31 protein-coding genes and 1 tRNA gene are annotated in these 23073 nt (G+C 49.4%); 30 read left to right on the top strand and 2 right to left on the bottom strand.

The genetic code is table 11. The features are described from left to right. Positions 1 to 26 precede the first annotated feature (26 nt). Complete coding sequence (locus EDM59_RS07975) at positions 27 to 998, bottom strand: asparaginase (RefSeq protein ID WP_122923089.1); 972 nt, start codon at positions 996 to 998, stop codon at positions 27 to 29. Between the two features lie 83 nt (positions 999 to 1081). Between EDM59_RS07975 and prsW the strand changes: the two genes are divergently transcribed. The 17 genes from prsW (at position 1082) to EDM59_RS07895 (ending at position 14192) form a co-directional block, all read left to right on the top strand. Continuing rightward, entirely contained in the window at positions 1082 to 1756 is a 675-nt protein-coding gene (gene prsW / locus EDM59_RS07970) for a glutamic-type intramembrane protease PrsW (RefSeq protein WP_092272061.1), read from the top strand. Positions 1757 to 1776: 20 nt separating this feature from the next. Next, the gene (locus EDM59_RS31000; RefSeq protein ID WP_183192840.1) at positions 1777 to 1935 is read left to right on the top strand and encodes a hypothetical protein; all 159 of its coding nucleotides are present in this window, start codon (positions 1777 to 1779) and stop codon (positions 1933 to 1935) included. Positions 1936 to 2085: 150 nt separating this feature from the next. Beyond that, positions 2086 to 2610, top strand: a complete 525-nt coding sequence (locus EDM59_RS07965) for a cell wall hydrolase (RefSeq protein ID WP_122923419.1) — start codon at positions 2086 to 2088, stop codon at positions 2608 to 2610. A 33-nt stretch (positions 2611 to 2643) separates the two neighbouring features. After that, positions 2644 to 4011 (top strand): germination protein YpeB, encoded by a 1368-nt coding sequence (gene ypeB / locus EDM59_RS07960; protein WP_122923088.1) that lies wholly within the window; start codon positions 2644 to 2646, stop codon positions 4009 to 4011. 117 nt (positions 4012 to 4128) lie between these two features. Next, the gene (locus EDM59_RS07955; protein WP_122923087.1) at positions 4129 to 4812 is read left to right on the top strand and encodes a flagellar brake protein; all 684 of its coding nucleotides are present in this window, start codon (positions 4129 to 4131) and stop codon (positions 4810 to 4812) included. Positions 4813 to 4838: 26 nt separating this feature from the next. Beyond that, entirely contained in the window at positions 4839 to 5021 is a 183-nt protein-coding gene (locus EDM59_RS07950; RefSeq protein WP_122923086.1) for a hypothetical protein, read from the top strand. Positions 5022 to 5158: 137 nt separating this feature from the next. Beyond that, positions 5159 to 5830: a (d)CMP kinase gene (gene cmk / locus EDM59_RS07945; protein ID WP_122923085.1), complete on the top strand. Its 672-nt coding sequence runs from the start codon at positions 5159 to 5161 to the stop codon at positions 5828 to 5830. Further along, positions 5827 to 6420: a lysophospholipid acyltransferase family protein gene (locus EDM59_RS07940; protein ID WP_122923084.1), complete on the top strand. Its 594-nt coding sequence runs from the start codon at positions 5827 to 5829 to the stop codon at positions 6418 to 6420. Before cmk ends, EDM59_RS07940 begins: the two co-directional genes overlap by 4 nt. Positions 6421 to 6606: 186 nt before the next feature. Further along, a complete protein-coding gene (rpsA, locus tag EDM59_RS07935; RefSeq protein WP_122923083.1) occupies positions 6607 to 7779 on the top strand; it encodes a 30S ribosomal protein S1 in 1173 nt (390 codons plus the stop codon). 80 nt (positions 7780 to 7859) lie between these two features. After that, complete coding sequence (fni, locus tag EDM59_RS07930) at positions 7860 to 8912, top strand: type 2 isopentenyl-diphosphate Delta-isomerase (RefSeq protein ID WP_122923082.1); 1053 nt, start codon at positions 7860 to 7862, stop codon at positions 8910 to 8912. Positions 8913 to 8984: 72 nt separating this feature from the next. Next, a complete protein-coding gene (locus tag EDM59_RS07925) occupies positions 8985 to 9626 on the top strand; it encodes a YphA family membrane protein (protein ID WP_122923081.1) in 642 nt (213 codons plus the stop codon). A gap of 7 nt (positions 9627 to 9633) precedes the next feature. Next, entirely contained in the window at positions 9634 to 10539 is a 906-nt protein-coding gene (locus tag EDM59_RS07920; protein WP_122923080.1) for a YIEGIA family protein, read from the top strand. 4 nt (positions 10540 to 10543) lie between these two features. Beyond that, entirely contained in the window at positions 10544 to 10726 is a 183-nt protein-coding gene (locus EDM59_RS07915; RefSeq protein ID WP_092272091.1) for a capping complex subunit for YIEGIA, read from the top strand. A gap of 118 nt (positions 10727 to 10844) precedes the next feature. Then, positions 10845 to 12158, top strand: coding sequence for a ribosome biogenesis GTPase Der (der, locus tag EDM59_RS07910; protein ID WP_122923079.1), 1314 nt, complete (start codon positions 10845 to 10847; stop codon positions 12156 to 12158). Positions 12159 to 12173: 15 nt separating this feature from the next. Then, positions 12174 to 12776 carry a glycerol-3-phosphate 1-O-acyltransferase PlsY gene (gene plsY, locus EDM59_RS07905; protein ID WP_122923078.1) on the top strand — a complete coding sequence of 201 codons (603 nt, stop codon included), beginning with the start codon at positions 12174 to 12176 and terminating at the stop codon, positions 12774 to 12776. A gap of 36 nt (positions 12777 to 12812) precedes the next feature. After that, entirely contained in the window at positions 12813 to 13841 is a 1029-nt protein-coding gene (locus EDM59_RS07900; protein ID WP_122923077.1) for an NAD(P)H-dependent glycerol-3-phosphate dehydrogenase, read from the top strand. Between the two features lie 75 nt (positions 13842 to 13916). Next, positions 13917 to 14192, top strand: a complete 276-nt coding sequence (locus EDM59_RS07895; RefSeq protein WP_092272101.1) for a stage VI sporulation protein F — start codon at positions 13917 to 13919, stop codon at positions 14190 to 14192. Positions 14193 to 14311: 119 nt separating this feature from the next. Here the strand turns inward: EDM59_RS07895 and EDM59_RS07890 are convergent, their stop codons facing one another. Continuing rightward, positions 14312 to 14824, bottom strand: a complete 513-nt coding sequence (locus EDM59_RS07890) for a hypothetical protein (protein ID WP_122923076.1) — start codon at positions 14822 to 14824, stop codon at positions 14312 to 14314. Between the two features lie 99 nt (positions 14825 to 14923). Here EDM59_RS07890 and EDM59_RS07885 point away from each other — a divergent pair, with 99 nt between their 5' ends. From EDM59_RS07885 to EDM59_RS07825, 13 genes are all read left to right on the top strand, one after another. Continuing rightward, entirely contained in the window at positions 14924 to 15148 is a 225-nt protein-coding gene (locus EDM59_RS07885) for a DUF2768 family protein (RefSeq protein WP_246010936.1), read from the top strand. Positions 15149 to 15160: 12 nt separating this feature from the next. Then, positions 15161 to 15457 (top strand): 2Fe-2S iron-sulfur cluster-binding protein, encoded by a 297-nt coding sequence (locus EDM59_RS07880; protein ID WP_122923075.1) that lies wholly within the window; start codon positions 15161 to 15163, stop codon positions 15455 to 15457. 15 nt (positions 15458 to 15472) lie between these two features. After that, positions 15473 to 15814, top strand: a complete 342-nt coding sequence (locus tag EDM59_RS07875; RefSeq protein ID WP_122923074.1) for a 2Fe-2S iron-sulfur cluster-binding protein — start codon at positions 15473 to 15475, stop codon at positions 15812 to 15814. 21 nt (positions 15815 to 15835) lie between these two features. Continuing rightward, on the top strand, positions 15836 to 16561 hold the full coding sequence (locus tag EDM59_RS07870; protein WP_122923073.1) for a hypothetical protein: 726 nt from the start codon (positions 15836 to 15838) through the stop codon (positions 16559 to 16561). A 184-nt stretch (positions 16562 to 16745) separates the two neighbouring features. Continuing rightward, the gene (gene spoIVA / locus EDM59_RS07865; protein ID WP_092272512.1) at positions 16746 to 18224 is read left to right on the top strand and encodes a stage IV sporulation protein A; all 1479 of its coding nucleotides are present in this window, start codon (positions 16746 to 16748) and stop codon (positions 18222 to 18224) included. Between the two features lie 238 nt (positions 18225 to 18462). Continuing rightward, the gene (locus tag EDM59_RS07860; RefSeq protein ID WP_092272119.1) at positions 18463 to 18735 is read left to right on the top strand and encodes an HU family DNA-binding protein; all 273 of its coding nucleotides are present in this window, start codon (positions 18463 to 18465) and stop codon (positions 18733 to 18735) included. A gap of 209 nt (positions 18736 to 18944) precedes the next feature. Next, a complete protein-coding gene (gene folE / locus EDM59_RS07855) occupies positions 18945 to 19508 on the top strand; it encodes a GTP cyclohydrolase I FolE (protein ID WP_092272122.1) in 564 nt (187 codons plus the stop codon). 77 nt (positions 19509 to 19585) lie between these two features. After that, positions 19586 to 19662, top strand: a tRNA-Pro gene (locus tag EDM59_RS07850). A gap of 137 nt (positions 19663 to 19799) precedes the next feature. Further along, on the top strand, positions 19800 to 20492 hold the full coding sequence (locus EDM59_RS07845; protein WP_122923072.1) for a lytic transglycosylase domain-containing protein: 693 nt from the start codon (positions 19800 to 19802) through the stop codon (positions 20490 to 20492). Positions 20493 to 20531: 39 nt separating this feature from the next. Then, positions 20532 to 20762, top strand: coding sequence for a trp RNA-binding attenuation protein MtrB (gene mtrB, locus EDM59_RS07840; RefSeq protein ID WP_092272128.1), 231 nt, complete (start codon positions 20532 to 20534; stop codon positions 20760 to 20762). Between the two features lie 73 nt (positions 20763 to 20835). After that, on the top strand, positions 20836 to 21351 hold the full coding sequence (locus tag EDM59_RS07835; RefSeq protein WP_122923071.1) for a hypothetical protein: 516 nt from the start codon (positions 20836 to 20838) through the stop codon (positions 21349 to 21351). A 119-nt stretch (positions 21352 to 21470) separates the two neighbouring features. Then, a complete protein-coding gene (locus EDM59_RS07830; protein WP_092272135.1) occupies positions 21471 to 22307 on the top strand; it encodes a heptaprenyl diphosphate synthase component 1 in 837 nt (278 codons plus the stop codon). 5 nt (positions 22308 to 22312) lie between these two features. Continuing rightward, the gene (locus tag EDM59_RS07825) at positions 22313 to 23032 is read left to right on the top strand and encodes a demethylmenaquinone methyltransferase (protein WP_092272139.1); all 720 of its coding nucleotides are present in this window, start codon (positions 22313 to 22315) and stop codon (positions 23030 to 23032) included. Positions 23033 to 23073: the final 41 nt, after the last annotated feature.

The following is a 23073-nucleotide window of genomic DNA, read 5'->3' as shown; positions in this document are numbered from 1 at the left end:
TTTCTTGATGAGTCGTATTTGCAAGATTAGCGGTCAAAAAGATGCTGAAGCTGCTGGAAATGACGAGTTTGCTGCAGCGTTACGATGAGCTTCAAACGAGCTTTCTGTCCGTTTAAGCCGTTGGAGAAGATGATACCAAGCTCTTTTAACTGGCGGCCTCCGCCTTCGTAATCGTAAACGTCCTGGACTTGGCCATTGTAGCAGCGGGATACGAGAACGATCGGAACTCCCTTATCCAGGAGCAGCTTTAGGGTAGGGAGGATAGCTGGCGGTAAATTCCCGAGTCCGAAAGCCTCGATGACCAAGCCGTCGATCGGCTGCTCCAGCAAAAACTGCAGCCAGGAAGGATCCATGCCGGCAACTGCTTTGATCAGGGGGACGTTAGCGTCTGCGTGAGAAATGGCGTAATGTTCACGAATCAAGGGTGCATGATGGTAGTGGACTTGTTTCTTCGCGATCGTACCGATAGGCCCAAATTGAGGGGACTGAAAGGTGGCTACGTTGCTCGTGTGCGTTTTGGTGACATGACATGCTGCGTGAATCTCATCATTAAAAACGACGAGAACCCCTTTGTTGTGGCTGTCAGGATCTGCAGCTGTACGAACAGAGGAAATCAGATTGACAGGTCCATCTGCTCCAAGCTCATTGCTGCTTCTCATCGCACCGGTAACCACAACAGGGACAGAGTGAGGAAGGGTCAAATCGAGAAAATAGGCAGTTTCCTCCAAAGTATCTGTGCCATGTGTGATGACGATCCCGTCGAAAGGCTCTGCAGCGAGCTCTTTTTCAATGTGCAGGCGCAATTGATTCATGATGGATGGAGTCATGTGGGGGCTTGGTAGATTCAGGACGTTTTTCATGGTGATATCGGCGTAGCGTTCGAGAAACGGAACAATTTTACTCACAGCTTGGTCATCCATCGGTTTTACTCCTTCAGAGTCATCCACCGACATGGCAATGGTACCACCTGTATTTAATACCAATATTTTTTTCAACATGATCTCTCTCCTGTAGCGGGTTTTCATCAACCATTATTCATGGTACGATGAATATCAGCCTTGTGTAAAGGAGCAATACACAGATGATTGCTATGATCGGAGCGGCAGTTGCCCCCGGCATTGCCATCTTGAGCTATTTTTACCTGCGTGACAGTTTGGAGCCGGAGCCGATTTCGATGGTAATCCGGTCATTTATCTTTGGTGTCCTATTGGTGATCCCGATCATGGTGATCCAATACGTCATGCAGAACGAATGGAACTGGCGGGACGGCATTGTCGCGGAGATTTTCCAGTCCGCTGTTGTAGAAGAGTTTTTTAAATGGATGGTCATCTATTTCACAGCGTATAAGCATGTAGAATTCGATGAGCCCTATGATGGAATTGTTTATGCCGTGGCGGTTTCTCTCGGCTTTGCTACGTTGGAAAATCTGTTTTATTTGATTCTGAATGGATTGGATATCGCCTTTTGGCGCGCTTTGCTGCCAGTGTCTAGCCACGCCCTGTTTGCCGTATGGATGGGGTATTACCTAGGGTTAGCAAAGTTTTCGCGAGGGGTGCGCAAAGAGAGAATCTTTCTCTGGGTTTCCGTCCTCTTGCCAATCAGCTTGCACGCGTTGTACAATGCGATTTTCTTGTCTGTTCAGAATTGGCTGGTCGTCATTGTACCGTTTATGCTCGTACTCTGGTGGCAGGGCTTGAAAAAGGTGCAGCGAGCGCATGATTACGGTTCTAAAAAGCTCTCTTCCCGTCCACAATAGACGAGAGGAGGAGACGAGACGTGTTTAAAAATCAACGAGCCAAAGTGACCATTCGCTGCAACGTATGTGGAGAAAAGTTTACCCTGCGCGGTCGTCGAGAACCGGGAGGGCAGGTAGAAACGGGTTTCAAACAGTGTCTGTGTGACAATGACAAACATTTTAGTATCAATGAAGCGTAAGCGAATATGTGTGAAGGGGACCGATGCGATGAGCATGGGTCTTTTTTCTTTTTAGTAGCCTCCCCCAGAAACAGATGCATAATCCATACTTCCTCCACTAACAATATGCACAGATATCATTACTTGCCAAGGGGGATACACGCCGTGCGGATGAAATGGATCGCGGGTGTTCTACTGGTGCTCGTTGCGACTGGGTTTACCGGGTACGAAGCTTTCTTTGCACAGAGAGGGAGTGCTGCTGTATCAGGAGTGGAAATGGCGGCTCCAGCCAAGCAGAAACCGAAGACCAAAGGCAATCAAACCTTTCATCCTTCGAAAATCTCCGCAAATGATCTGAAGCTCATGGCCAACGCCGTCTACGGAGAAGCGAGAGGGGAGCCATTTCAGGGACAGGTTGCGATTGCGGCGGTCATCCTCAACCGAGTAAAAAACCCATCGTTTCCGGACACGCCAGCTGCTGTCATTTTTGAGCCGCGAGCATTTACAGCAGTTGCAGATGGACAGATCTGGCTTACGCCTAACGAAAATGCCCGCAAGGCTGTTCAAAATGCGTTGAATGGAATGGATCCAACTGGCGGATGTACATACTACTTCAATCCCGTCACGGCAACCTCTAAATGGATCTGGAGCAGACCTCAAGTCAAAAAGATTGGGAAGCATATCTTTTGCCGATAAGCAGTTGATTGCGTAAGAGAAGGAGTGAAACGTATGGTATACGGAGCTACAGCACGAGTCTTGCTTCCGGTGGCAGTAGTCGCCTTGATTGGAGCCGGAATGTGGGGATATCAGGAGCATAACGAAAAAAACTCGGTCTTGATCAAAGCGGAAAACTCCTATCAACGGGCTTTTCACGATCTGACCTATCACGTAGACAAGCTGCATGATGAGCTGGGCAAAGCACTAGTCATCAATTCACGGCGCCAGATGACACCGACTTTGACGAATGTATGGAGGCTTGCCTACGCGGCTCAAGCAGATGTCGGGCAATTGCCGCTGACGCTGATGCCGTTTAACAAGACGGAGGAAATGCTGTCGCGCGTTGCGGATTTCTCGTACCGAGTAGCCGTACGGGATTTGAATAAAGAGCCGCTCACCGAAAAAGAGTATGGTACGCTGAAAAATCTGCACAAGCATGCGGCAGGTATACAGGACGAGCTGAGAAAAGTACAGTCCAACGTCATCGACAAGCAGCTGCGCTGGATGGATGTCGAGACAGCGCTCGCTTCTGATGACAAGAAGTCGGACAACACCATTGTTGATGGGTTCCGTACGATAGAAAAGAAGGTGCAGGAGTATCCCGACCTCGATTGGGGAGTGGGCATTCAGAGCCTGGATAAAAAGAAGCAGCAGCGGATCAAAGGAATCGATGGCAAATCGATTACAAAAGAAGATGCGCATAAGAGCGCGGTTGATTTCCTAGGAGACAGGGCAAAGGGCGCTCAGGTAGAAGTCGATGAGAATGGAAAAGGCCAGGAATATTCTGCATACAGTGTCCGCGTCACTTCTCCCGACAAGAAACAGGCCATCAATCTGGACGTAACCAAGCGTGGAGGAAAAGTCGTCTGGATGATGAATGAGCGGCAGGTAGGGGAAGAAAAGCTCGATATGAAGCAGGCAGAAGAAAAAGGGCGCAAGTTTCTAAAAGACCATGGCTATGACAATCTGGTGGTCGCAGAGACAGACAGCTACGAAAGAAGTGCCGTCTACACTTTTGTGCCAGAGCAGGACGGTGTGCGGATCTACCCGGATTCCATAACGGTGGAAGTCGCTTTGGACAACGGTGAGGTAACTGCCTTTAACTCGACGGAGTACTTGTTCAATCATAAGCAGCGGATCATCTCCAAGCCGCGTATCAGCAAAGAAGAGGCGCGGAAAAAAGTAAATCCGAGTGTCAAGGTCACGAGCGAGCGTCTGGCATTGATCGAAGGCAAAAACGACGGAAAAGAAGTGCTGGTATGGGAAATGACCTGCTCGTTTGATGGCAGTCCGTACATGATTTACATCAATGCCATGAATGGCGACGAAGAAGAAATTGTCAAAATGGATACGGGACAAGGCGACCAAGCAGAGCGATAAAAATGGTTGCAGGAAATGGGGAAAGCCTATCATTACAAAGGCTTTCCCTATTTGCCGGATTGGAAGAAGGCGGTATATAATGGGAACGTGAGAAGGGACAAGGAGGGACGTTTCCATATGTTACTACCAAGAATTGGACAAACGATCAGGCTAACCTTTGCGGGTTCCTCTGAGGATACAAGTGTACAGACATTCAAGAGCCGCGTCGTAGATATGAAAGACGAGATCGCTTCGATCGAACTGCCGACCAGTGAAGAGACGGGTCGGACAGGCTTGTTTGGAGCAGGTGCGGCGTGTGAGGTGTGGTATGTGGGAGAAGACGGCTCCCGCTATGAGTTTCACTCGTCCATTACAGGCAGAAGAAGCGAGCCGATCCCGGTATTGTTTTTACAGCTTCCGCCGAAAGAAGAAATTTTACGGACACAGCGCAGAAACTACTTGCGGATTGACACCGCACTCGATATTGCCGTAAAACTTGAAGATCCGATTCGCAATTATCATTTTGTGGCGAGGACGGTGGACATTTCTGGCGGCGGGCTTTCCTTTACATGCGATGAGTCGTTCCGTATTCAGGACCATGATTCACTGAAGGTTTGGATTTCCATGCCTAGCAAAACAGGTCAAGTCCAGCACGCTTATGCAGTCGTGGAAGTCGTCAGACAGAAGCCTGCCGAGAAAAAGGGATTGCATCAGTGGATCTCCGGAAAATTTACGGAAATAAGCGAGCAGGATCGGGTAAAAGTCGTGAGAGCATGCTATGAAAGACAGCTAGAGCTTCGCAAAAAAGGCGTTGTAGAATAACGTCTACGACAAAGGATGTGGCCCTGATGACGAGCCAGTATAACGAGCGCTTTCGACGTTTCGCAAGCAGGATGGAAAGAGGCATCATGATCGGAATTGTAGTTTGCGCCCTGATGCTAATCATTGGGGAAATCGCCATTTCATACGTACCTGCTCGCATGCTTTTGATCGAGACAGAGCGGTTGGAAGGCGTTTCTCGGCTCCCATGAGGGTTTGCGCATGCTTCCATACTATGGTACTATTATAGATAACATAGGAACAAACCACGTTTTTCAGGGGCTTCGACAGAAGCTTTTCTTGTTTCTATTCCCTTTCAGAACTACTGTACATAGCAGGTGAGATGTAAATGAACATTGCCATTGATGGGCCAGCGGGAGCAGGAAAAAGTACTGTCGCAGGAAAGGTTGCCAGTCAGCTAGAATACGTGTATATCGATACGGGTTCCATGTATCGCGCGTTGGCTTGGGCTGTGTATCATCACCAGCTTCCGATCGACGATGAAGCTACTGTTTCCGAACTATTGCAAAACAACGAGATCCGCTTGGTTCGAAAAGCTGGACAGCAGCATGTGTACTGGAATGATACCGACGTGACTTCCTTTATTCGTTCCAATGAGGTGAGTCAGTACGCTTCGATCGTAGCTAGCTACGGTAGCGTTCGTGAACAGATGCTGGTGCTGCAGAGAAATTTGGCAAAGCAGGGCAACGTTGTTATGGATGGTAGAGACATAGGGACGCACGTACTGCCAGATGCCGAAGTCAAAATTTTTCTGACTGCTTCCATTCGGGAGCGTGCGGAAAGAAGATGGAAAGAACTGCTCGCAAAGGGAAGCCAAGTACAATTGGCTGATCTGGAGAAAGAAATTGAAGAGCGGGATTATCGCGACATGAATCGGGATGTAGCTCCCTTGCGCCAGGCTGACGATGCTGTGCTGGTAGATACTACGGGAATCTCGATCGATCAGGTCGTCGACAAGATCCTGCAAATCTGCGAGCGAATGGGAGAGTCTACCCAGTGAGCTATTATCGTACTTTTCGAGGATTTTTTCGAATTATTTTTTCGCTTGTCTATCGATGGCAAGTGATCGGGCGTGAACATATACCTAAGGAAGGCCCAGTCATTCTTTGCTGTAACCACATTTCCTTGTGGGATCCGCCACTTCTCGGCTCGGGGATTGAGCGAATGGTCAACTTCATGGCGAAGGAAGAGCTTTTCCGTGTTCCGGTGATCGGGTTTCTTATCACGAAATTCGGTGCCTTTCCGGTGAAACGTGGTGCTGGTGATCGATCTGCCATCCGCACGACGTTGAAATTGTTGGAAGATGGAAAAATCTTAGGAATCTTCCCAGAAGGTACCCGCAGCAAAACAGGGGAACTGGGTGAAGCGATGCCGGGCAGTGCGATGTTTGCACTGAAGTCGCAGGCGCAAGTCATTCCAGTAGCCATCATTGGACCTTACCGGATGTTCCGTCCTATCAAAATCGTATACGGTGAACCGATTGACCTCACCAGACTGCGCGAGGCCAAATCGAGCGCGGATACGTTGAAAGAAACGAGTGAACTGATCATGACGCACATTCAAAAATTGCGTGATCAGCATCGTTCCTAAGCAGAGAGTATAGAATTACCAAAGGGTAGAATACTAATTCTGCTGGAACATACTGGCTTCATCAGCAGGAACTGCTAGTCTTACGACGGCAGTTAAAAATATACTTGCTCCCGCTTCTTGTAACGTGGTGAAAAGAACGTCTACATAGATGGTCTGGGACTGGATGGTATTAAGGAGGTCTTTTTGATGATGGAAGAAACGAATGTAAGTCTAACAGATGCAGCAACGGTTTCTGTGGGGGATGTTGTCAAAGCAACCGTCACAAAAGTTGAAGACAAACAAGCGTTGGTAGATGTTGGCTACAAATACGATGGACTTATTCCTATCAGTGAGCTTTCCCCCCTGCATGTCGAGAAAGTGTCGGATGTAGTAGCTGTAGGGGACACCTTTGATGTGAAAGTAATCAAGCTCAACGATGAAAAAGAAGAGCTCGTGGTTTCCAAAAAAGCAGTTGCCATGGAATCCTCTTGGTCTGACCTGGAGCAAAAAATGCAAGCAGGCGAAATCATTGAGGCAGTAGTGAAAGAAGTCGTGAAAGGCGGTCTCGTCGTAGACGTTGGCGTTCGCGGTTTCATCCCTGCTTCCATGGTTGAGCGTCACTTTGTTGAAGATTTCTCCGATTACAAAGGAAAATCGTTGACCCTCAAAGTGGTTGAAATGGATAAGGAAAAGAATAAAGTCATCCTCTCGCACAAAGCCGTGCTGGAAGACGAAGCGAAAAAACAAAAAGGCTCTATTCTCGATAAAATCCAGCCGGGTCAAGTGCTGGAAGGTACTGTGCAACGCATGACCGACTTCGGCGTATTTGTCGACATCGGTGGCGTAGATGGACTGGTACACGTTTCGGAGCTCGCTTGGAACCGCGTAGACAAACCGTCTGACGTCGTAAAAGAAGGCGACAAAGTAACGGTGAAGGTCCTCAAGGTTGACAAGGAAAATGAACGCATCGGGCTGAGCATCAAGGAAACGCAAGCAGGTCCTTGGGCGAAAGTGGCGGAAGAGTTCAAAGCGGGTTCGATCGTTGCAGGTACAGTAAAACGCCTCGTTTCCTTTGGTGCATTCGTTGAAGTGGCTCCTGGCATTGAAGGTCTGGTGCACATTTCCCAAATCGCGAATCGCCGGGTGAACACACCAGGTGAAGTGCTCAAAGAAGGGCAAGAAGTTCAAGTGAAAATCCTGGACGTTGTCCCTCAAGAGCAGCGTATCAGCCTGAGCATCCGCGCGGTTGAAGAAGATCGCGTAGAGCAAGCAGAGCGCGCCAGCAAAAAAGAACAACAGCAATTCCAACAGGAAAACAACCAGCCAATGGGTGTGACACTGGGCGAATTGTTCGCTGATCTGAAGGATAAATTCAAGTAAGCTTCGCACAGATAGAGGAGGGGATACGCATGAGGCGTATCCCTTTTTGTATGGAGATATAGCAGACAAGGGGGACAAGCATGGACCGTGCTACGCGAAAGGTCGAACATGTTCAGCATGCACTTTCAACCAACGAATTCGGAGCCAATGCCTTTGACGATGTAAGCTTTTTGCCAAACAGCCTGCCCAATTCGAGCTACGAGAAGACATCCTTGGATTGTGAGGTAGGGCCTTATCGCCTGCGTTCTCCGATTATGATCAATGCGATGACAGGAGGAGCAGCGACCACGACGGACATCAATCGGAAGCTCGCCGTGCTCGCACGCGAGAGGGGACTTGCGATGGCGGTCGGCTCGCAGATGGCTGCCATCCGTGATCCACTAGTGAAAGACAGCTATGCGGTCGTGCGAAAAGAGCACCCCAAAGGAATTTTGTTCGCAAATGTCGGAGCAGAAGCAACGGTAGAAGAAGCGATGGCCGCCGTAGAAATGATTGAAGCAGATGGCTTGCAGATCCATTTGAACGTCATGCAGGAGCTTTTGATGCCAGAAGGAGATCGGGATTTTCGAGGGTATCTCGAGCGCATTCATGAAATAAAGGAGCGCGCGGCAGTGCCTGTGATGGTAAAGGAGGTCGGCTTTGGGATGGCGAGAAAAACGATCCGGGAGCTGGCACAGGCAGGGGTCACCATCATCGATGTCGGTGGCAGGGGAGGCACGAACTTTGCAAGAGTCGAGAACATGCGCAGGACAGAGCCGCTATCGATGTTTGAAGAGTGGGGATTGACCACTGTCGATAGTCTGCTGGAAGCTGCTTGCGATTCTGGCAGGGGCGTGCATTTCGTGGCGACGGGGGGAATTCGGAACGGATTGGATGCAGCCAAAGCAATTGCACTCGGTGCTTCCGCAGTGGGCATGGCAGGTGCTGTCCTGAAGCTGGTGCAGACACGAGACATCGAGGGCGGCCTCGCTGCTTTGGATGAGTGGCATCAGCAGGTGCGTATCGCGATGACGGCACTTGGTGCGCATCGCCTGGAACAGCTGAGAGAACAGCCAGTAATGATCACGGGAAAAACAGCGGAAAAAGCTCGTCTGCGTGGAATTGCCCTGGAGGAATGGGCGCAAAAGATGTAAGAGCAAAAACTCATGAAAGACTGGGGCTTGAGGCATACTTTGGGGAGAACACCACATCTTGAGGAGATGAACATGAACGAGGGAACCATTGCGCTCCTCTCCCAATGGAGTTTGCTTTGCTTGGTCTGGATGGGGAGTATAGACGCACAGCTGCTAGAAATGAGGATCTCGCCAAAACGTGTGCTTGCTGTCATTTGTTCCTTCTTGATTTGCACCTTTGTCAGCTGGAAGCTGTACTTTGCCCCGATTGAAGTGAGCTTAAGCGGTACATTGCTCCCGCTGCTCACAGGTGCATGGCTGTATTACGCTCGCATGCAGCAGCTGCGACGCCGATTGTATGTGCTCGGGGCATGTGCAACAGCCATTTTGCTGTTTTGGCTGCAATGGCTGTTCTTTACGGATCCAATCCTGATGTTCTGGGACGAGCGTATCATCATTCCGGTAGCGGCCATCCTATCGATTTTGGCGATGAGTCGGCAGAGCGTAGCACAGCTGTTCCAAGTGATCATCTCCCTTACTTTGGCAGATGTCCTCTATTCTCTGTTTGTCTGGAAGCTGTCGGGAACCTGTCAGCTTGGCGGTGAGTATGCCCAGGATATGCTTTGGAGTACGGTGTCTTTATGGTATTTGGTGAGTGTCACCCGTCTTGCGGTTTTCCGGATCGTAAAATGGAGAAAGTCTGTGTCATCCCATTCCCAGCAGAAAAGGTGGTGAGGCTCCTTTGTTTAAAGAGCTGCTAGCAAACGAGTTCGTCTTTCCGCTCATGCTGGGCTTTGTCTTCGGGATTCTCTGCCGAATCAATTTGCTGCGCACCGACTATCGACAATACCCGACCTATCCGCATGGCAAAATTATTCACGTTTCGCTCGGAGTCATCGCATCCGCTTTGGGAGCGCTAGCTATTCCGGCACTGCTGAAGGAAAACTATACGGCGGTCACCTTTCTTACAGTCGCAGCACAGCAGTTCCGTGATGTGCGAAATATGGAGAGAACGACTTTGAACGAAATAGACAAACAGGAGCTTGTGCCACGGGGAGGTCCCTACATCGAAGGGATCGCGATGGTCTTCGAGGGACGCAATTACTTGGTAATGTTTACATCTCTGGTGACGACGTCCGCGATGATCTTTTTTCAGTGGTGGGGAGGGGTAATCGCAGGTGTCATTGCCCTGGCGATCGCTTCCAAGCTAAAATCGGGAAAGACGCTCCAGCTGATCGTGGAGGTCGAGAAGGCACCTCTGCGAGTGGAAGGAAAGGATCTTTACGTGGGCGACATTTACATCATGAACGTAGGTTTGGAGGAGTCCCAGAAAGTAATTTCAGAGCAGGGCATGGGGTTTATTCTCGTTCCAAAAGATGCGAATGCAACCGTCACGATCGCCCATCCGGGGCAGCGTCAGGCGATTTTGCACGACGTAGCGACTCAGCTTGGTGTTTTTACGGATGCAGGAGAGCCTTCGCTGACGCCTTTGGTGAAACGCGATCTTCATTCGGGGCGCTTGGGCGTGTTCTTGTTGCCGCAAGTGAAAGATCAAGATCGGGCAGAAGCCGTTATACGCGCCGTTCCGATTTTGGAGAGTGTTTTCCGGATGCCGCAAAAGACGAATGCAGCCAAGCAGGAGGTGTAGGCTTTTGACCAGCCAGATCTTGGCCGTGATCACTTTGTCCAAGGAGAACATAGCAGGTGGGGCACCCATTTTTATTGAGCCAAACAAGGAAAAGATGCAGCAGACAGCGTTTACGCTGGAAAAAATTTTAGACGCGATGGTGCATGAAGTGAGTGAGGATACCCTCATCGTTGTTCGGCATAAGTAGTCTATGGTATGATAAGCTGTGAAATAACTCCAGTGAGGGTTCTTTCGTGATGAGTGATCGCGCAAGAGTGGTCTTCATCATGGATTCAAAAAGTTAATGAGAGAGAGTGTTGTTGATTATGGGATTGCCAGTGGTAGCCATTGTGGGGAGACCCAACGTGGGCAAGTCCACGATTTTTAATCGATTGATTGGTGAGCGCATCGCCATCGTAGAAGACATGCCGGGTGTTACCCGTGACCGTTTGTACGGAAAAGGTGAATGGTTAACCCATACCTTTCATGTAATTGATACAGGTGGGATCGAGTTCGGAGAGACCGACGAAATTCTCACACAAATGCGTTACCAGGCGGAATTGGCGATTGATGAAGCAGATGTCATCATCATGATTACCGATAGCCGCACAGGTGTGACGGATGCTGACGTTGAGCTGGCGCGGATGCTGAATCGCACAGGCAAACCCGTCGTGCTCGCCGTCAATAAAGCGGACAACCCGGAAATGCGCGCGGATATTTACGATTTCTATTCGCTGGGATTAGGGGAGCCGTTTCCTATTTCCGGTAGTCACGGTCTTGGACTGGGGGACATGCTGGAGGAGGTCGCGCTGCACTTCCCAGAAAGAAACGAGGACGAATACAGCGAGGATGTCATCCGTGTATCGATTATCGGACGTCCAAACGTAGGGAAATCCTCGTTGACCAACGCAATCCTGGGTGAAGAGCGCGTGATCGTCAGTGACGTAGCGGGTACTACGCGCGATGCGATTGACACGCCTTTTGAGCGGGATGGCCAAAGCTATATCCTCATCGATACGGCAGGGATGCGCAAGCGTGGAAAGGTGTACGAAAGCACGGAGAAATACAGTGTGATGCGTGCCATGCGTGCCATTGAGGACTCCGATGTCGTACTCGTAGTGATCAACGGGGAAGAAGGCATCATCGAGCAAGACAAGAAAATCGCCGGATACGCACATGAAGCCGGTCGCGGTATCATGATCGTCGTCAACAAATGGGATGCCGTGGAAAAGGACGACAAGACGATGCAGCGATTTACAGAGCTGATCCGCGAAGAGTTCAAGTATCTGGACTACGCTCCGATCCTGTACGTTTCGGCAAAATCCAAGCAGCGGGTACATACGATCTTGCCAAAAGTAAACGAAATCTCCCAGGCGCATGCTATGCGGGTTCCTACGTCCGTACTCAACGATCTGGTAACAGATGCAACAATCCGGACACCACCACCGTCCGACAGGGGAAAACGACTCAAAATCAATTATGCGACACAGGCAACAGTTAAGCCGCCTACGTTCATTCTGTTTGTGAACGATCCGGAGCTTATGCATTTTTCCTATGAACGTTATATAGAGAACAAGATACGTGAGGCATTTGTCTTCGAAGGCACGCCAGTACGGATCTGGACACGTAAAAAAACGTAGGGAGAGAAAACCGCCATGGTGTTATTATCCTGGGTGATCAGCTATCTAATCGGATCGATCAGCTTTAGCTATCTCATCGCCAAAAAAGTTGCAGGAATTGACATCCGTTCACATGGTAGCGGCAATGCGGGTGCCACGAACACGTTGCGTGTATTGGGAAAAGGGCCAGGAATCGCTGTATTGATTTTAGATGCGCTTAAAGGGCTCATCGCGATGGGGATTACTCATCTGATCACCGGCGATCCTACTGCCTATGCCGTTTCTGGTCTGTTTGCGATTGCGGGCCACAACTGGCCGATCTTTTTTGGGTTTCGCGGGGGAAAGGGCATTGCGACTACACTTGGGGTAGCTCTTGGCTTTTCTCCCATTGCTTTTCTCATTGGCGCTGTCTTGGCTGTATTGGTCATTGCAGTGACGCGATACGTGTCACTGGGATCGCTTGTACTGGTTACCACGATTCCGATTACGGTATACGTACTGGATAAGCCGATTGCTTTTTTCTGGACAAGCTTGATTCTCGCTGTTTTTGCTTACGTTCGTCATTATAATAATATCCGAAATCTTCTCGCAGGCACGGAAAGAAAACTGGGTGACAAGTCAAACCGAAAATTAAGCTAAAACCTTGTCCATAAGGGAAAAGGGGAGGGAGTTTGATTGATTCAAAATGTTGCCGTGATCGGTGCTGGCAGCTGGGGTACTGCTCTCGCTTCCGTATTGGCGGATAACGGGCATCAAGTCACGCTCTGGGTGAGGGATCCCAAGCAAGCTGAAGCAATTACGACCACACACAGGAATGAAAAATATTTACCAGGAGTCGAGCTTTCCGCGCGAATTGCTGCGACCTCCGATATGCAAACAGCTGTATCCGAGAAGCCGGTTGTTTTGTTGGCGGTACCTTCGCATGCAATGCGTCAAATCTGCCGCGATCTTGCTCCATCTCTCGCTTCGGATGTGCTCTTGATTCACGCGGTGAAGGGCTTTGAGCTGGGGACGCTTAAGCGTATGTCCGAGGTGATCCAAGAGGAGCTTCCGTTTGAAATTTCTTCTCGACTCGCTGTCATCTCTGGGCCAAGTCATGCGGAGGAAGTAGTCCGCCGCCAGCCGACAACGGTTGTTGTAGCTTCTGAATCAGAGAGCAGCATGCTTCGTTCTCAGGATTTGCTGATGAATCGCAACTTCCGCGTCTATACCAACCCAGATCTGATTGGGGCGGAGCTCGCGGGGGCTTTGAAAAATATTATCGCCTTGGGAGCTGGCATGTCGGACGGTCTCGGATTTGGTGACAATGCAAAGGCTGCTTTGTTGACACGCGGCCTTGCGGAAATCAGTCGTCTGGGACTCAAGCTGGGAGCCATGCCGCCCACTTTTGCAGGACTGGCAGGAATCGGTGATCTGGTAGCGACCTGCACCAGCAAGCACAGTCGAAACTGGAGAGCAGGCTTCCTGTTGGGACAAGGGAAAAAGCTCGAGGAAGTGCTTCAGGAAATCGGCATGGTGGTAGAGGGTGTGCGCACCACGCAGGCTGCTGATGTGCTTGCGAAGCGCGAGGATGTAGAAATGCCGATCACCCATGTTTTGTACGGCGTACTGTTCGAAGGAAAAGATCCTCGCCAAGGCGTGGAGCAGCTCATGGGAAGGCTGAAAACCTATGAAACGGAGTATTTGAATCCGGATCATGTGTAGGCGAATGTCTCACACATTTAGGCTCCTGCACATACCATAAGGGTGTAAACCTTGGTAGCAGGAGGAGGCCCATCCATGAACAATCCATTTTCCGGCGGTTTTTTGGATCGTCTGAAAGGCAAAGGAACAGGCACTGACAAAATTGATGAATCCAAGCTGCGCTCGTTAGCCAGCCAAGTGAAGAAAAGCGATTTTGAAGACGAGACAAAGCTGCGTCAAATCATCAAAACACTCGCTGCAATGAGTGGGAAACAGCTGACAGCTGAAAAGGAAGATAAGATCATCGAGATGTTTTACAATCAGGAAATCAACATCCACGACATGTCTTCCTTGACAAAGCTCCTGAAATAAGAGAAATGGGCGATTATGCCCGTTACCTGATGGGAAAACCGTCATACAGTAAGACTAGGAACAATCATGGCTCTACAGGGACATGGCTGACCTACAGAACGAAGAAAAAAAGAGGGATCTCATCCCTCTTTTTTTCGTTGCTTGGAATTGTTGCTGCCGACGGTCTGACTCAGCAGACTTTGAACGAGCGGGGATTGCAGCAGCCCCAGCAGCTGGCCGATGTCGATATTTCCGAGAGGGTTGCCGCTGCCGCTGGTGGTAGCTTCGGGCTCCGAGGATTCTTCTACCATGCGAGAGGCCTCCGAGGCGCCTCTGCGCTTGGAAGGGGGGCGTTCCGCCGAAACCGTCTCTGCTTTTTCGGCAGGGCTCTTGCCCAGGTTTTCAAATATCTCCATGGCCCCGTACAAGGAATCCATGGTTTCCTCGACTTGTCGGATCGTCGTGCTGATTCCTTTAATATTATTGCGCATCTTGGAAACGGACGTCCGCAGATCGACAGCCGGTAGCGGCAGCAATTTTTTCGGTGTCACGGCCAAGGATGCTTCTGTCACTTGTTCGCTCAGCTTCTTGCTGGGTATGGGGGCGTAGGGATTGCGCCACTTGCGTTTGCTGCTGCTCGATTTGTTGCTCACTTGCCATCCCTCCAATGGGCGAATTCATCACGATAGTCTATGCGAATGTCCAGAGGGAGGTTCGCAAGCGTCAGACGGACAGCGTCGAAGTATGGTATAATGAAGCAAAAAATGCAAAGGGTGCTGTTTTTCCAGATGTATATCGATCCTATGACGAAGATGAACATTTCCCTGATTGCCATGGGTCTGATGTTCGTCTGCAACCTACTCATGATTTATGCCAGGAAAATGACCAATGCGTTTCTGCGTTTTTTGGTCAAGACATTCGCATTTTTAATGCTTCTTGCGATTTTTGTCATGATTCTTATCGTTATTTTTGTATAAGGAGAGGAAAGAATGTCTCAGCTAACGCTAGTGACACGCGCTGGGAGCCACGACTTGCCTGTGGAGCTGAACCAGACGGTGGTCGCTATCGCCAAAAAGCATAAGGTTGTATGGGGGCACGCCTGCCAGCGAGGAGTATGTGCACAGTGTCGAACATTCGTTTTGGAAGGTGCCGAATTTTTGAATGAGGTCACGAAGGAAGAAAAGCTCCGGCTGCGCAAAGCAGAGCGGGCAGAGGGCTTCCGGCTCGGCTGCCAGATTCAGGTTGTGCAGGATGGGGACGTAAAGCTCGCACACCGACCGTATTGACAGGAGATTCAACGAATGGGAAGAGTAACGTTTTTACCAAGCGGAAAAAGCATCAAATCAAGATCCGGCCAAACCATGGTGAGTGCAGCTGCGGCAGCGAGGGTAGTCATTCCGCAGCGATGTGGCGGACATGCTTCATGTCTCATGTGTCGCATTGTTCTGGAGAGTGGGGAATTGTCACCTCCAAGCCAGCTGGAGCACAGAAAAATGCCGGAAAAGGATCTGGCACAAGGAATCCGACTAGGCTGTCAAGCAAAGGCCACGGATAAAGACTGCACGATTCGAATACCAGAGGGTCGCTTGAAATCCGTCGTACAGGCGGCATTGGAGCGGCAGCGCGAGGAAAACGAACATTAGGGTAAGAGGTGTACGTACATAATGTGGCATTCATGGCAAAAATCGTTCAAGCTGATGCTAAGCTTGACTCTTCTTTCCGTATTGCTGTCCGGCTGTTTGTATCCGGATGAGCGAAAAGCGGAAAATCAAGTACCCAGTACATTTTATCTAGAAGCAACACAGAAGGCGATCGAACAGTTTCAGAAGGATACAGCGGTTCTGCCGATCGTGACCAAGCCGTTGGATACGCCGATTTTTGAAAAATACGAGATTGATTTCCGAAAAATGACGCCGCGATACATGCCGGATGTCCCAGGCAATGCCTTTGAAAAAGGCGGCGTTTACAAATACGTTCTGATTGATGTAGAGACCAAGCCTGCGGCAAAACTGCTAAACCTCGGAGCTGTCAGTACCGTTGCCGACGTGCAATCGGCCGTGAACCGCTACCGCAATTTCTACAACAAGCTCCCGGTAAAGGAGGATTTAGGAAATGGCTACTTTACGATCGATCATGAGGAAATCGGAGTAAAAACGTGGCAAGTACCGTCCACGCTGGGGAACTCTTTGCTGCCTCTCGTGATGAACGCAAATGGGGAAGTAGGGATCGATTACGCAGCGGATATTGCGCAAGTCCTGCGAAATACCAAAGCAGCCGTTCCAAAAAATACGGATCCGCGCTATGTATTTGCACGGGAGTCCATGTTTGTTCCGGCGAAGTCCTTCCCTTATGAAATGGTGAATGGAGAGCCGCGGCTGTTAAAACTGTAAATCAGTCATGAGGAAAAACGACTCAAAGCAGAGTCGTTTTTTTGTTCTAGTTATCTGTTTCTCACATATATTTGTACTGTCCACAAAACTAGTACGAGGTTCCCGGGAAAATACTGGCGGTCAGGGATAATTCGGAAAAATGGTCATAGTGTAAAAATAGACAAATAGAAGGAGGTCATCGATGGTGGAACGAGTCGACATCTTTAAAGACATTGCCGAACGGACGGGCGGAGATATCTACCTGGGAGTGGTAGGGCCTGTACGTACGGGAAAATCGACCTTTATCAAGCGGTTTATGGAGCAGGTCGTCATCCCGAACATCCAATCAGAAGCAGAGCGAATCCGTGCCACGGATGAGTTGCCACAGAGTGCTTCTGGCCGAACAATTATGACGACAGAACCAAAATTTGTTCCTAACCAGGCCGTCAATGTACATGTAACCGAAGGGCTCAGCATCAACGTCCGCCTCGTTGACTGCGTCGGCTATACGGTACAGGGTGCAAAAGGATTTGAAGACGACAACGGACCGCGCATGGTCAACACTCCTTGGTATGAGGAGCCTGTTCCATTTGAAGAAGCGGCCGAGGTCGGAACGCGGAAAGTGATTCAGGAGCACTCGACGATCGGGATCGTGGTGACAACAGACGGCAGCATCGCGGAAATCCCGCGTGTGGGATACATTGATGCCGAGGAACGGGTAGTCAATGAGCTCAAAGAAGTCGGAAAACCTTTCGTCATCGTGGTCAACTCGACTCGCCCACGTTCAGATGAAGCGCAAAATCTGCGCTTGCAGCTGCAGGAAAAATACGATGTACCTGTAGTGGCCCTGTCGGTAGATCACATGACCGAGCAGGAAATTCTGCTTCTGATGAGAGAAGTCCTGTTTGAGTTCCCTGTCCATGAAGTAAACGTCAATCTGCCGAGCTGGGTCATGGTCCTGGAAAATGGCCACTGGCTGCGTCAGAACTATGAAGAGGCCGTACGTGAAACCGTGCAGGATATTCGCCGGTTACGCGATGTGGACCGTGTCGTCGGCTTTTTCAACGACTATGACTTCGTGGAGCGGGCCTCACTCGCAGGCATGCATATGGGGCAAGGGATCGCGGAGATCGATCTTTACGCTCCTGATGAGCTGTATGATCGCATTCTGATGGAAATCGTCGGAGTGGAAATCAACGGAAAGGATCATCTGTTGAAGATTATGCAAGAGTTCGCTCATGCGAAACGGGAGTACGACCAGGTAGCAGAAGCTCTGCATATGGTTCGGAGTACGGGCTACGGGATAGCGGCTCCGTCGTTGCATGAGATGACCTTGGACGAACCTGAACTCATCCGCCAGGGGCCGCGTTTTGGAGTCAGATTGAAAGCGACCGCGCCTTCGATTCACATGATCCGAGTGGATGTAGAATCTGAGTTTGCGCCGATTATCGGTACGGAAAAACAGAGCGAAGAGCTCGTCCGCTACCTGATGCAGGACTTTGATAAAGATCCGCTTTCGATCTGGAATTCGGACATTTTTGGACGTTCGCTGCATTCCATCGTACGTGAGGGAATTCAGGCGAAAATCACGATGATGCCAGACAATGCGCGCTACAAATTGCAGGAAACACTGGGACGAATTATCAATGAAGGCTCAGGCGGACTGATTGCGATCATCCTCTAAAATCAGGTGTAAAGTCCTATAAAGGTAGGAAGGGAATAAGGCATCCGGCGTGACGGGATGCCTTTTTTTCTTGTATTTCGCTTTATTTCGACAGGAGGGGCTTGAATTTAAGAAATCCGTGTATTACTATAAGCTTGTCAGAACGGTAAAAACAACCAATCGTGTATAAAACGACTTGTTTCGGTTAAGAAAAATAGTAACGAGGGACTTGGTGTTCTTTGAGGGGAGGTGAACAAGAATGAACAAAACAGAACTGATTGCAAAAGTGGCTGACACCACTGAACTCACCAAGAAAGATGCTACCAAAGCAGTTGACGCGGTACTCGACGCGATCGCTGAGGCATTGAAAACAGGTGACAAAGTCCAACTGATCGGCTTTGGTAACTTCGAAGTTCGTGAGCGCGCGGCTCGTAAAGGTCGTAACCCACAAACAGGTGAAGAGATCGAAATCGCTTCCAGCAAAGTACCTGCGTTTAAACCAGGTAAGCAACTCAAAGACTCCATCAAGTAATCGTCACATTTCGTGATCGAAACACTTACATAAAAAAATCCACATTTTCGTGATGTGGATTTTTTTCTGCCTTCCAAACACTTACATAGGGGAATTCTTGTCAGATCTTTTTGTTTTTTTGATTTCAATATGATAAGATTGGTGTTGCTTGTCTGTCAGAACTTAGAAAGATCTCGTAGAGTGAGAGTCAGAAAGTAGGAGGTACCGAAATGAACGTCGATTTAGATAAAATACAACAGGCCGTTCGCATGATTCTGGAGGCAGTTGGCGATAACCCGGATCGTGAAGGATTGTTAGATACTCCGAAACGTGTAGCGAAAATGTACGCCGAAGTTTTCGAAGGCATGCACATAAACGAAGAAGACTATTTCGAAACAGTGTTCAGCGAGGACCATGAAGAAATGGTACTCGTCAAGGACATTCCGTTTTACTCGATGTGCGAACATCACCTCGTCCCGTTCTTTGGAAAAGCGCATGTGGCGTATATTCCAAAGGGTGGAAGAGTAGTCGGTCTGAGCAAATTGGCTCGCGCTGTGGATACGGTAGCGCGACGTCCCCAATTGCAGGAGCGAATCACCTCGACGGTAGCAGATGCGATCGTAAGCAAACTGGATCCGCATGGCGTCGTTGTTGTGGTAGAGGCGGAGCATATGTGTATGACGATGCGTGGTGTGAAAAAACCTGGCTCCAAAACAGTGACTTCAGCTGTGCGTGGGTTGTTTAAAGAAGATGCTGCCGCTAGGGCAGAAGTATTCAGTTTGATCCGCCCGTAAAACGTCTTGTAAACAAGAAAGAAACGGAAATTTTTCTTGACGCTGCAGGTAAATTATTGTATAGTACAGATGTACGTCGGGATGTGGCGCAGCCCGGTAGCGCGCACCCTTGGGGTGGGTGAGGTCCAGGGTTCGAATCCCTGCATTCCGACCATTTACATCGCAATTAGCGGAACCTGAGGATTCAGGTTCCTTTTTGTTTTTCAAGATGATACCAATTTCACTATTGGCTTCCTGTTCTTTCTTTTCTATAATAAGAGGGAGACAAGCGAGGAAAGGTTGTTAGTTGTTATGAATGTACCCGTATCGCTTCAGCCCTATTTGAACCAGCTTTCCTATGGCACAAATACTGCTTCGGCAGCTCTTCCGTCTGTGGATGACGGCTTGTTTTCTGATGTGCTGCAAGCGCAGCTCGCTTCGGGTCAGCGCGTGATTACAGCAGAAGAGATTATTGCCGAACTGGACGGTTCGCCAGAATGGAATTTTGCGCAGAGACTAGAAGAGGTAGACACGAATTCATCTGCGGCAAATACGACAGCAGGTGGACGAGCTTCTACTCTCCCGACTTCCGCTCTTTTAGAAAAGATTGATCGCATGGCGCGTTCGATCGGTGTAGACAACGACCTCATTCGTGAAGTGGTGCGAGCAGAGTCCAATTTCAACCCATCGGCGGTTTCGCAGGCGGGTGCCAAAGGTCTGATGCAGCTGATGGACCAGACGGCAAAAGCGATGAAGGTTCGCGACGTATACAATCCGGATGAAAATCTGGCAGGGGGAACCAAGTACTTGAAAAGCCTCCTGGATCGCTACGATGGCAATGTGAAAGTAGCCTTGGCAGCGTATAATGCCGGCCCGGGTCGCATCGGACGATTGGGTATTGACAACGATGCGGAGCTGGAGGAGAAATATAGCCAGTTGCCACAGGAAACGCAGCGCTATGTGGAAAAAATCATGAACAGATTGCAGTCTGACCGGACATCATAGTAGTCAATGACACATAACGCTTGGCAAGGAGGATAAACAGTGTCACAACCAACCGTGTTCAATCAAGATTATTTCGTAGTAAAGGCGAAAGAAAACGGGGTCCACGTCATCGGGCTCACTCGGGGATCCGATACTCGTTTTCATCACACGGAAAAGCTCGATAAAGGCGAGGTCATGATTTTTCAATTTACCGAGCACACTTCCGCAATTAAAGTACGCGGGAAAGCGGTCATTTACTCTCAACACGGAACAATCGACACGACTGAATAAGCTGTACGTTTTGTGCAAAAGCAGGCATAGCCTGCTTTTTTTGTTTGTACAATGATGGAGAGGAGGGATGTCTATGCCACGTAGACTGTTTGCGGCCATCGCTGTTTCTGCCTTTTTGGCTCTGATGCTGTCACTTGTCCCGAACACAGGGTGGAAACGGACGGATGTTCCGACTTTCCAAGCTTCCCGTCCGATTCATCTAAGCGAGCAAAATGCATTGGATTTGTTTACAAGCATGACAACACATTATAATATTAAGCGTATAAAATGGGATAACCCGTCGCTTTATGTCGATTTGGCGGTGAAGCCCTCTGATAAGGTTGAGCTTTCCGAAGTATATCAGGACTTTTACAGCTTGACTCATGAGTTGTTCACACTCACGGATAATGTCAAACAGGTGTACTTTCGCGTGCTGGAGGAAAGGGACACTCCGAAAGAGTCGAGACTTCTCGTTGCCATTGAGTCAAATGGGACAGACGCGGATGCATTTGACAAGCCGCTCGCGACGCAAGTGGATGTGGAGCAATACGTCAGAGATTCTTTTCCGGTTCGAATCGATCCGTATTTTTACGAGAGAATTAGTCCCTGATGATAGAAGTATGGTATGATAGCAAGGACGGCCATTTGACCGGGTAGTACAGATAGACCGATCGTGTACGGAACACATCAGACATCATCAGGTTGTGCACAGCTTGTGGAGGAGGACGCATGAGCAAAGAACATACCCCATACGTAGAAGAAGTTCGAGTGATCATCGAACAGATCTACAAGAGAAGTACCCACTCCTATGTAGAACATTATGTAGACGTTCCTTCCATGGCGGAAAATCGTCTGGCCCTTTTGTACCTGTTTTTGATGGAACAAGGGATGACCAAGGAACGCTCGATGATTTTCTGCACAGCGACTGGGCTTGTCCAATTAGGCTTGGACATTCACGAGTACGTGAAAAATGATTATGAACGGACACAAAGTGACGAGCGTAATCGGCAGCTGACCGTTTTGGCAGGTGATTTTTACAGTGCACGCTATTATGCTCTACTGGCAGAAGCTAGTGAGATCGAGGCGATCCAAGTCTTGTCTGGAGCCGTGCAGCGTGTAAACGAAGCGAAGATGAAGCTGTACTTGGCAGGCAAGGACAGCAGACTTCCTTCAGCTGAAGAGTATTGGGAGCTGCGAAATACGATCGACACGGGATTGTACGTAGCAGTCGTACAAGCGTATGCCGGCACGGATGAGAAGCGTCGTTTCTGGACGAATCTCATGAAAGAGACGGCAAAAGTAGAGAGCGTTATCGGAGAATGGGAACAGTTGAAATGGCAAGAACAAGTACCTTTTGGTTTTGCCCGTTTTTTGCTGCAAAAACCAGGAACGACGATCTCGCAGGTCATGTCCGGTATTGAGCAAAAAGCGCTTGAGATGATTGGTCTGTGCGAGCAAATGGTACGAACGCTGCATCCTGTGGAAACCCGCAATATGCTTGCAACCATGACGGCCCGTTACTCCCACCGGATCAACCGCCTGAAACGGGTTATTGAGGAGATGTAGTCTACGTGAACCAAGCCCAAATGAAAGAGAAGGCAGAATACGTTCATTCCGTTTTCGAAAGCATTGCGGATGAATACGACAAAATGAACAATGTCATCAGCTTTGGAAGCCATGTGGCATGGCGGAACTACACGATGAAGCAGATGAACATCCAGCCCGGACAAAAAGCGATAGATGTTGCATGCGGAACGGCTGACTGGACCATTACACTCGCGCAGGCAGTGGGGAAAGAAGGCAGTGTCGTCGGCCTCGACTTTAGCCAGAACATGCTCGATGTCGGTGCATACAAGGTGGCCCAAAAAGGTGTAGGAAATAACGTACAGCTCGTCAACGGCGATGCGATGCAGCTTCCTTATGAAGATAATACGTTTGACTATGCGACAATCGGGTTTGCGCTCCGAAATGTACCGGATGTCCAGACCGTTTTAAATGAGATGGCACGTGTGGTGAAGCCGGGTGGAAAAGTCGTTTCACTAGAGGTGTCCAAGCCTCCGTTTATACCTTATCGCAAGCTCTTTTACTTTTATTTCTACAATATTTTGCCGCTGGTGGCGAAGTGGACAGTAAACAAGTACGAGCAATACGCGTGGCTGCCAAAGTCATTGACCAACTTTCCAGACAGCCGCGAGCTTGCCAAGATGTTCCAACAAGCTGGACTGGATCCAGTACAAGTCAAGCTTTTCATGGGTGGAGTAGCAGCCCTGCACATCGGTACCAAGCCATAGCGGATTCTTTTGGCCGCCTACCTGCGGGAGCAACGTTGAAA

It is taken from the genome of Brevibacillus nitrificans, assembly GCF_003710965.1.
GTDB lineage: Bacteria > Bacillota > Bacilli > Brevibacillales > Brevibacillaceae > Brevibacillus > Brevibacillus centrosporus.
Note: the sequence above shows the minus strand (reverse complement) of the source record. Positions and strands in the feature narration are given on the sequence as shown.

Coding starts and splice junctions, on each gene's coding strand:
- EDM59_RS07975 (WP_122923089.1), bottom strand. CDS start 998: ATGTTGAAAAAAATATTGGTATTAAATACAGGTGGTACCATTGCCATG.
- prsW (WP_092272061.1), top strand. CDS start 1,082: ATGATTGCTATGATCGGAGCGGCAGTTGCCCCCGGCATTGCCATCTTG.
- EDM59_RS07965 (WP_122923419.1), top strand. CDS start 2,086: ATGAAATGGATCGCGGGTGTTCTACTGGTGCTCGTTGCGACTGGGTTT.
- ypeB (WP_122923088.1), top strand. CDS start 2,644: ATGGTATACGGAGCTACAGCACGAGTCTTGCTTCCGGTGGCAGTAGTC.
- EDM59_RS07955 (WP_122923087.1), top strand. CDS start 4,129: ATGTTACTACCAAGAATTGGACAAACGATCAGGCTAACCTTTGCGGGT.
- EDM59_RS07950 (WP_122923086.1), top strand. CDS start 4,839: ATGACGAGCCAGTATAACGAGCGCTTTCGACGTTTCGCAAGCAGGATG.
- cmk (WP_122923085.1), top strand. CDS start 5,159: ATGAACATTGCCATTGATGGGCCAGCGGGAGCAGGAAAAAGTACTGTC.
- rpsA (WP_122923083.1), top strand. CDS start 6,607: ATGATGGAAGAAACGAATGTAAGTCTAACAGATGCAGCAACGGTTTCT.
- fni (WP_122923082.1), top strand. CDS start 7,860: ATGGACCGTGCTACGCGAAAGGTCGAACATGTTCAGCATGCACTTTCA.
- EDM59_RS07925 (WP_122923081.1), top strand. CDS start 8,985: ATGAACGAGGGAACCATTGCGCTCCTCTCCCAATGGAGTTTGCTTTGC.
- der (WP_122923079.1), top strand. CDS start 10,845: ATGGGATTGCCAGTGGTAGCCATTGTGGGGAGACCCAACGTGGGCAAG.
- plsY (WP_122923078.1), top strand. CDS start 12,174: ATGGTGTTATTATCCTGGGTGATCAGCTATCTAATCGGATCGATCAGC.
- EDM59_RS07895 (WP_092272101.1), top strand. CDS start 13,917: ATGAACAATCCATTTTCCGGCGGTTTTTTGGATCGTCTGAAAGGCAAA.
- EDM59_RS07885 (WP_246010936.1), top strand. CDS start 14,924: ATGAAGCAAAAAATGCAAAGGGTGCTGTTTTTCCAGATGTATATCGAT.
- EDM59_RS07880 (WP_122923075.1), top strand. CDS start 15,161: ATGTCTCAGCTAACGCTAGTGACACGCGCTGGGAGCCACGACTTGCCT.
- EDM59_RS07875 (WP_122923074.1), top strand. CDS start 15,473: ATGGGAAGAGTAACGTTTTTACCAAGCGGAAAAAGCATCAAATCAAGA.
- EDM59_RS07870 (WP_122923073.1), top strand. CDS start 15,836: ATGTGGCATTCATGGCAAAAATCGTTCAAGCTGATGCTAAGCTTGACT.
- EDM59_RS07860 (WP_092272119.1), top strand. CDS start 18,463: ATGAACAAAACAGAACTGATTGCAAAAGTGGCTGACACCACTGAACTC.
- folE (WP_092272122.1), top strand. CDS start 18,945: ATGAACGTCGATTTAGATAAAATACAACAGGCCGTTCGCATGATTCTG.
- EDM59_RS07845 (WP_122923072.1), top strand. CDS start 19,800: ATGAATGTACCCGTATCGCTTCAGCCCTATTTGAACCAGCTTTCCTAT.
- EDM59_RS07835 (WP_122923071.1), top strand. CDS start 20,836: ATGCCACGTAGACTGTTTGCGGCCATCGCTGTTTCTGCCTTTTTGGCT.
- EDM59_RS07830 (WP_092272135.1), top strand. CDS start 21,471: ATGAGCAAAGAACATACCCCATACGTAGAAGAAGTTCGAGTGATCATC.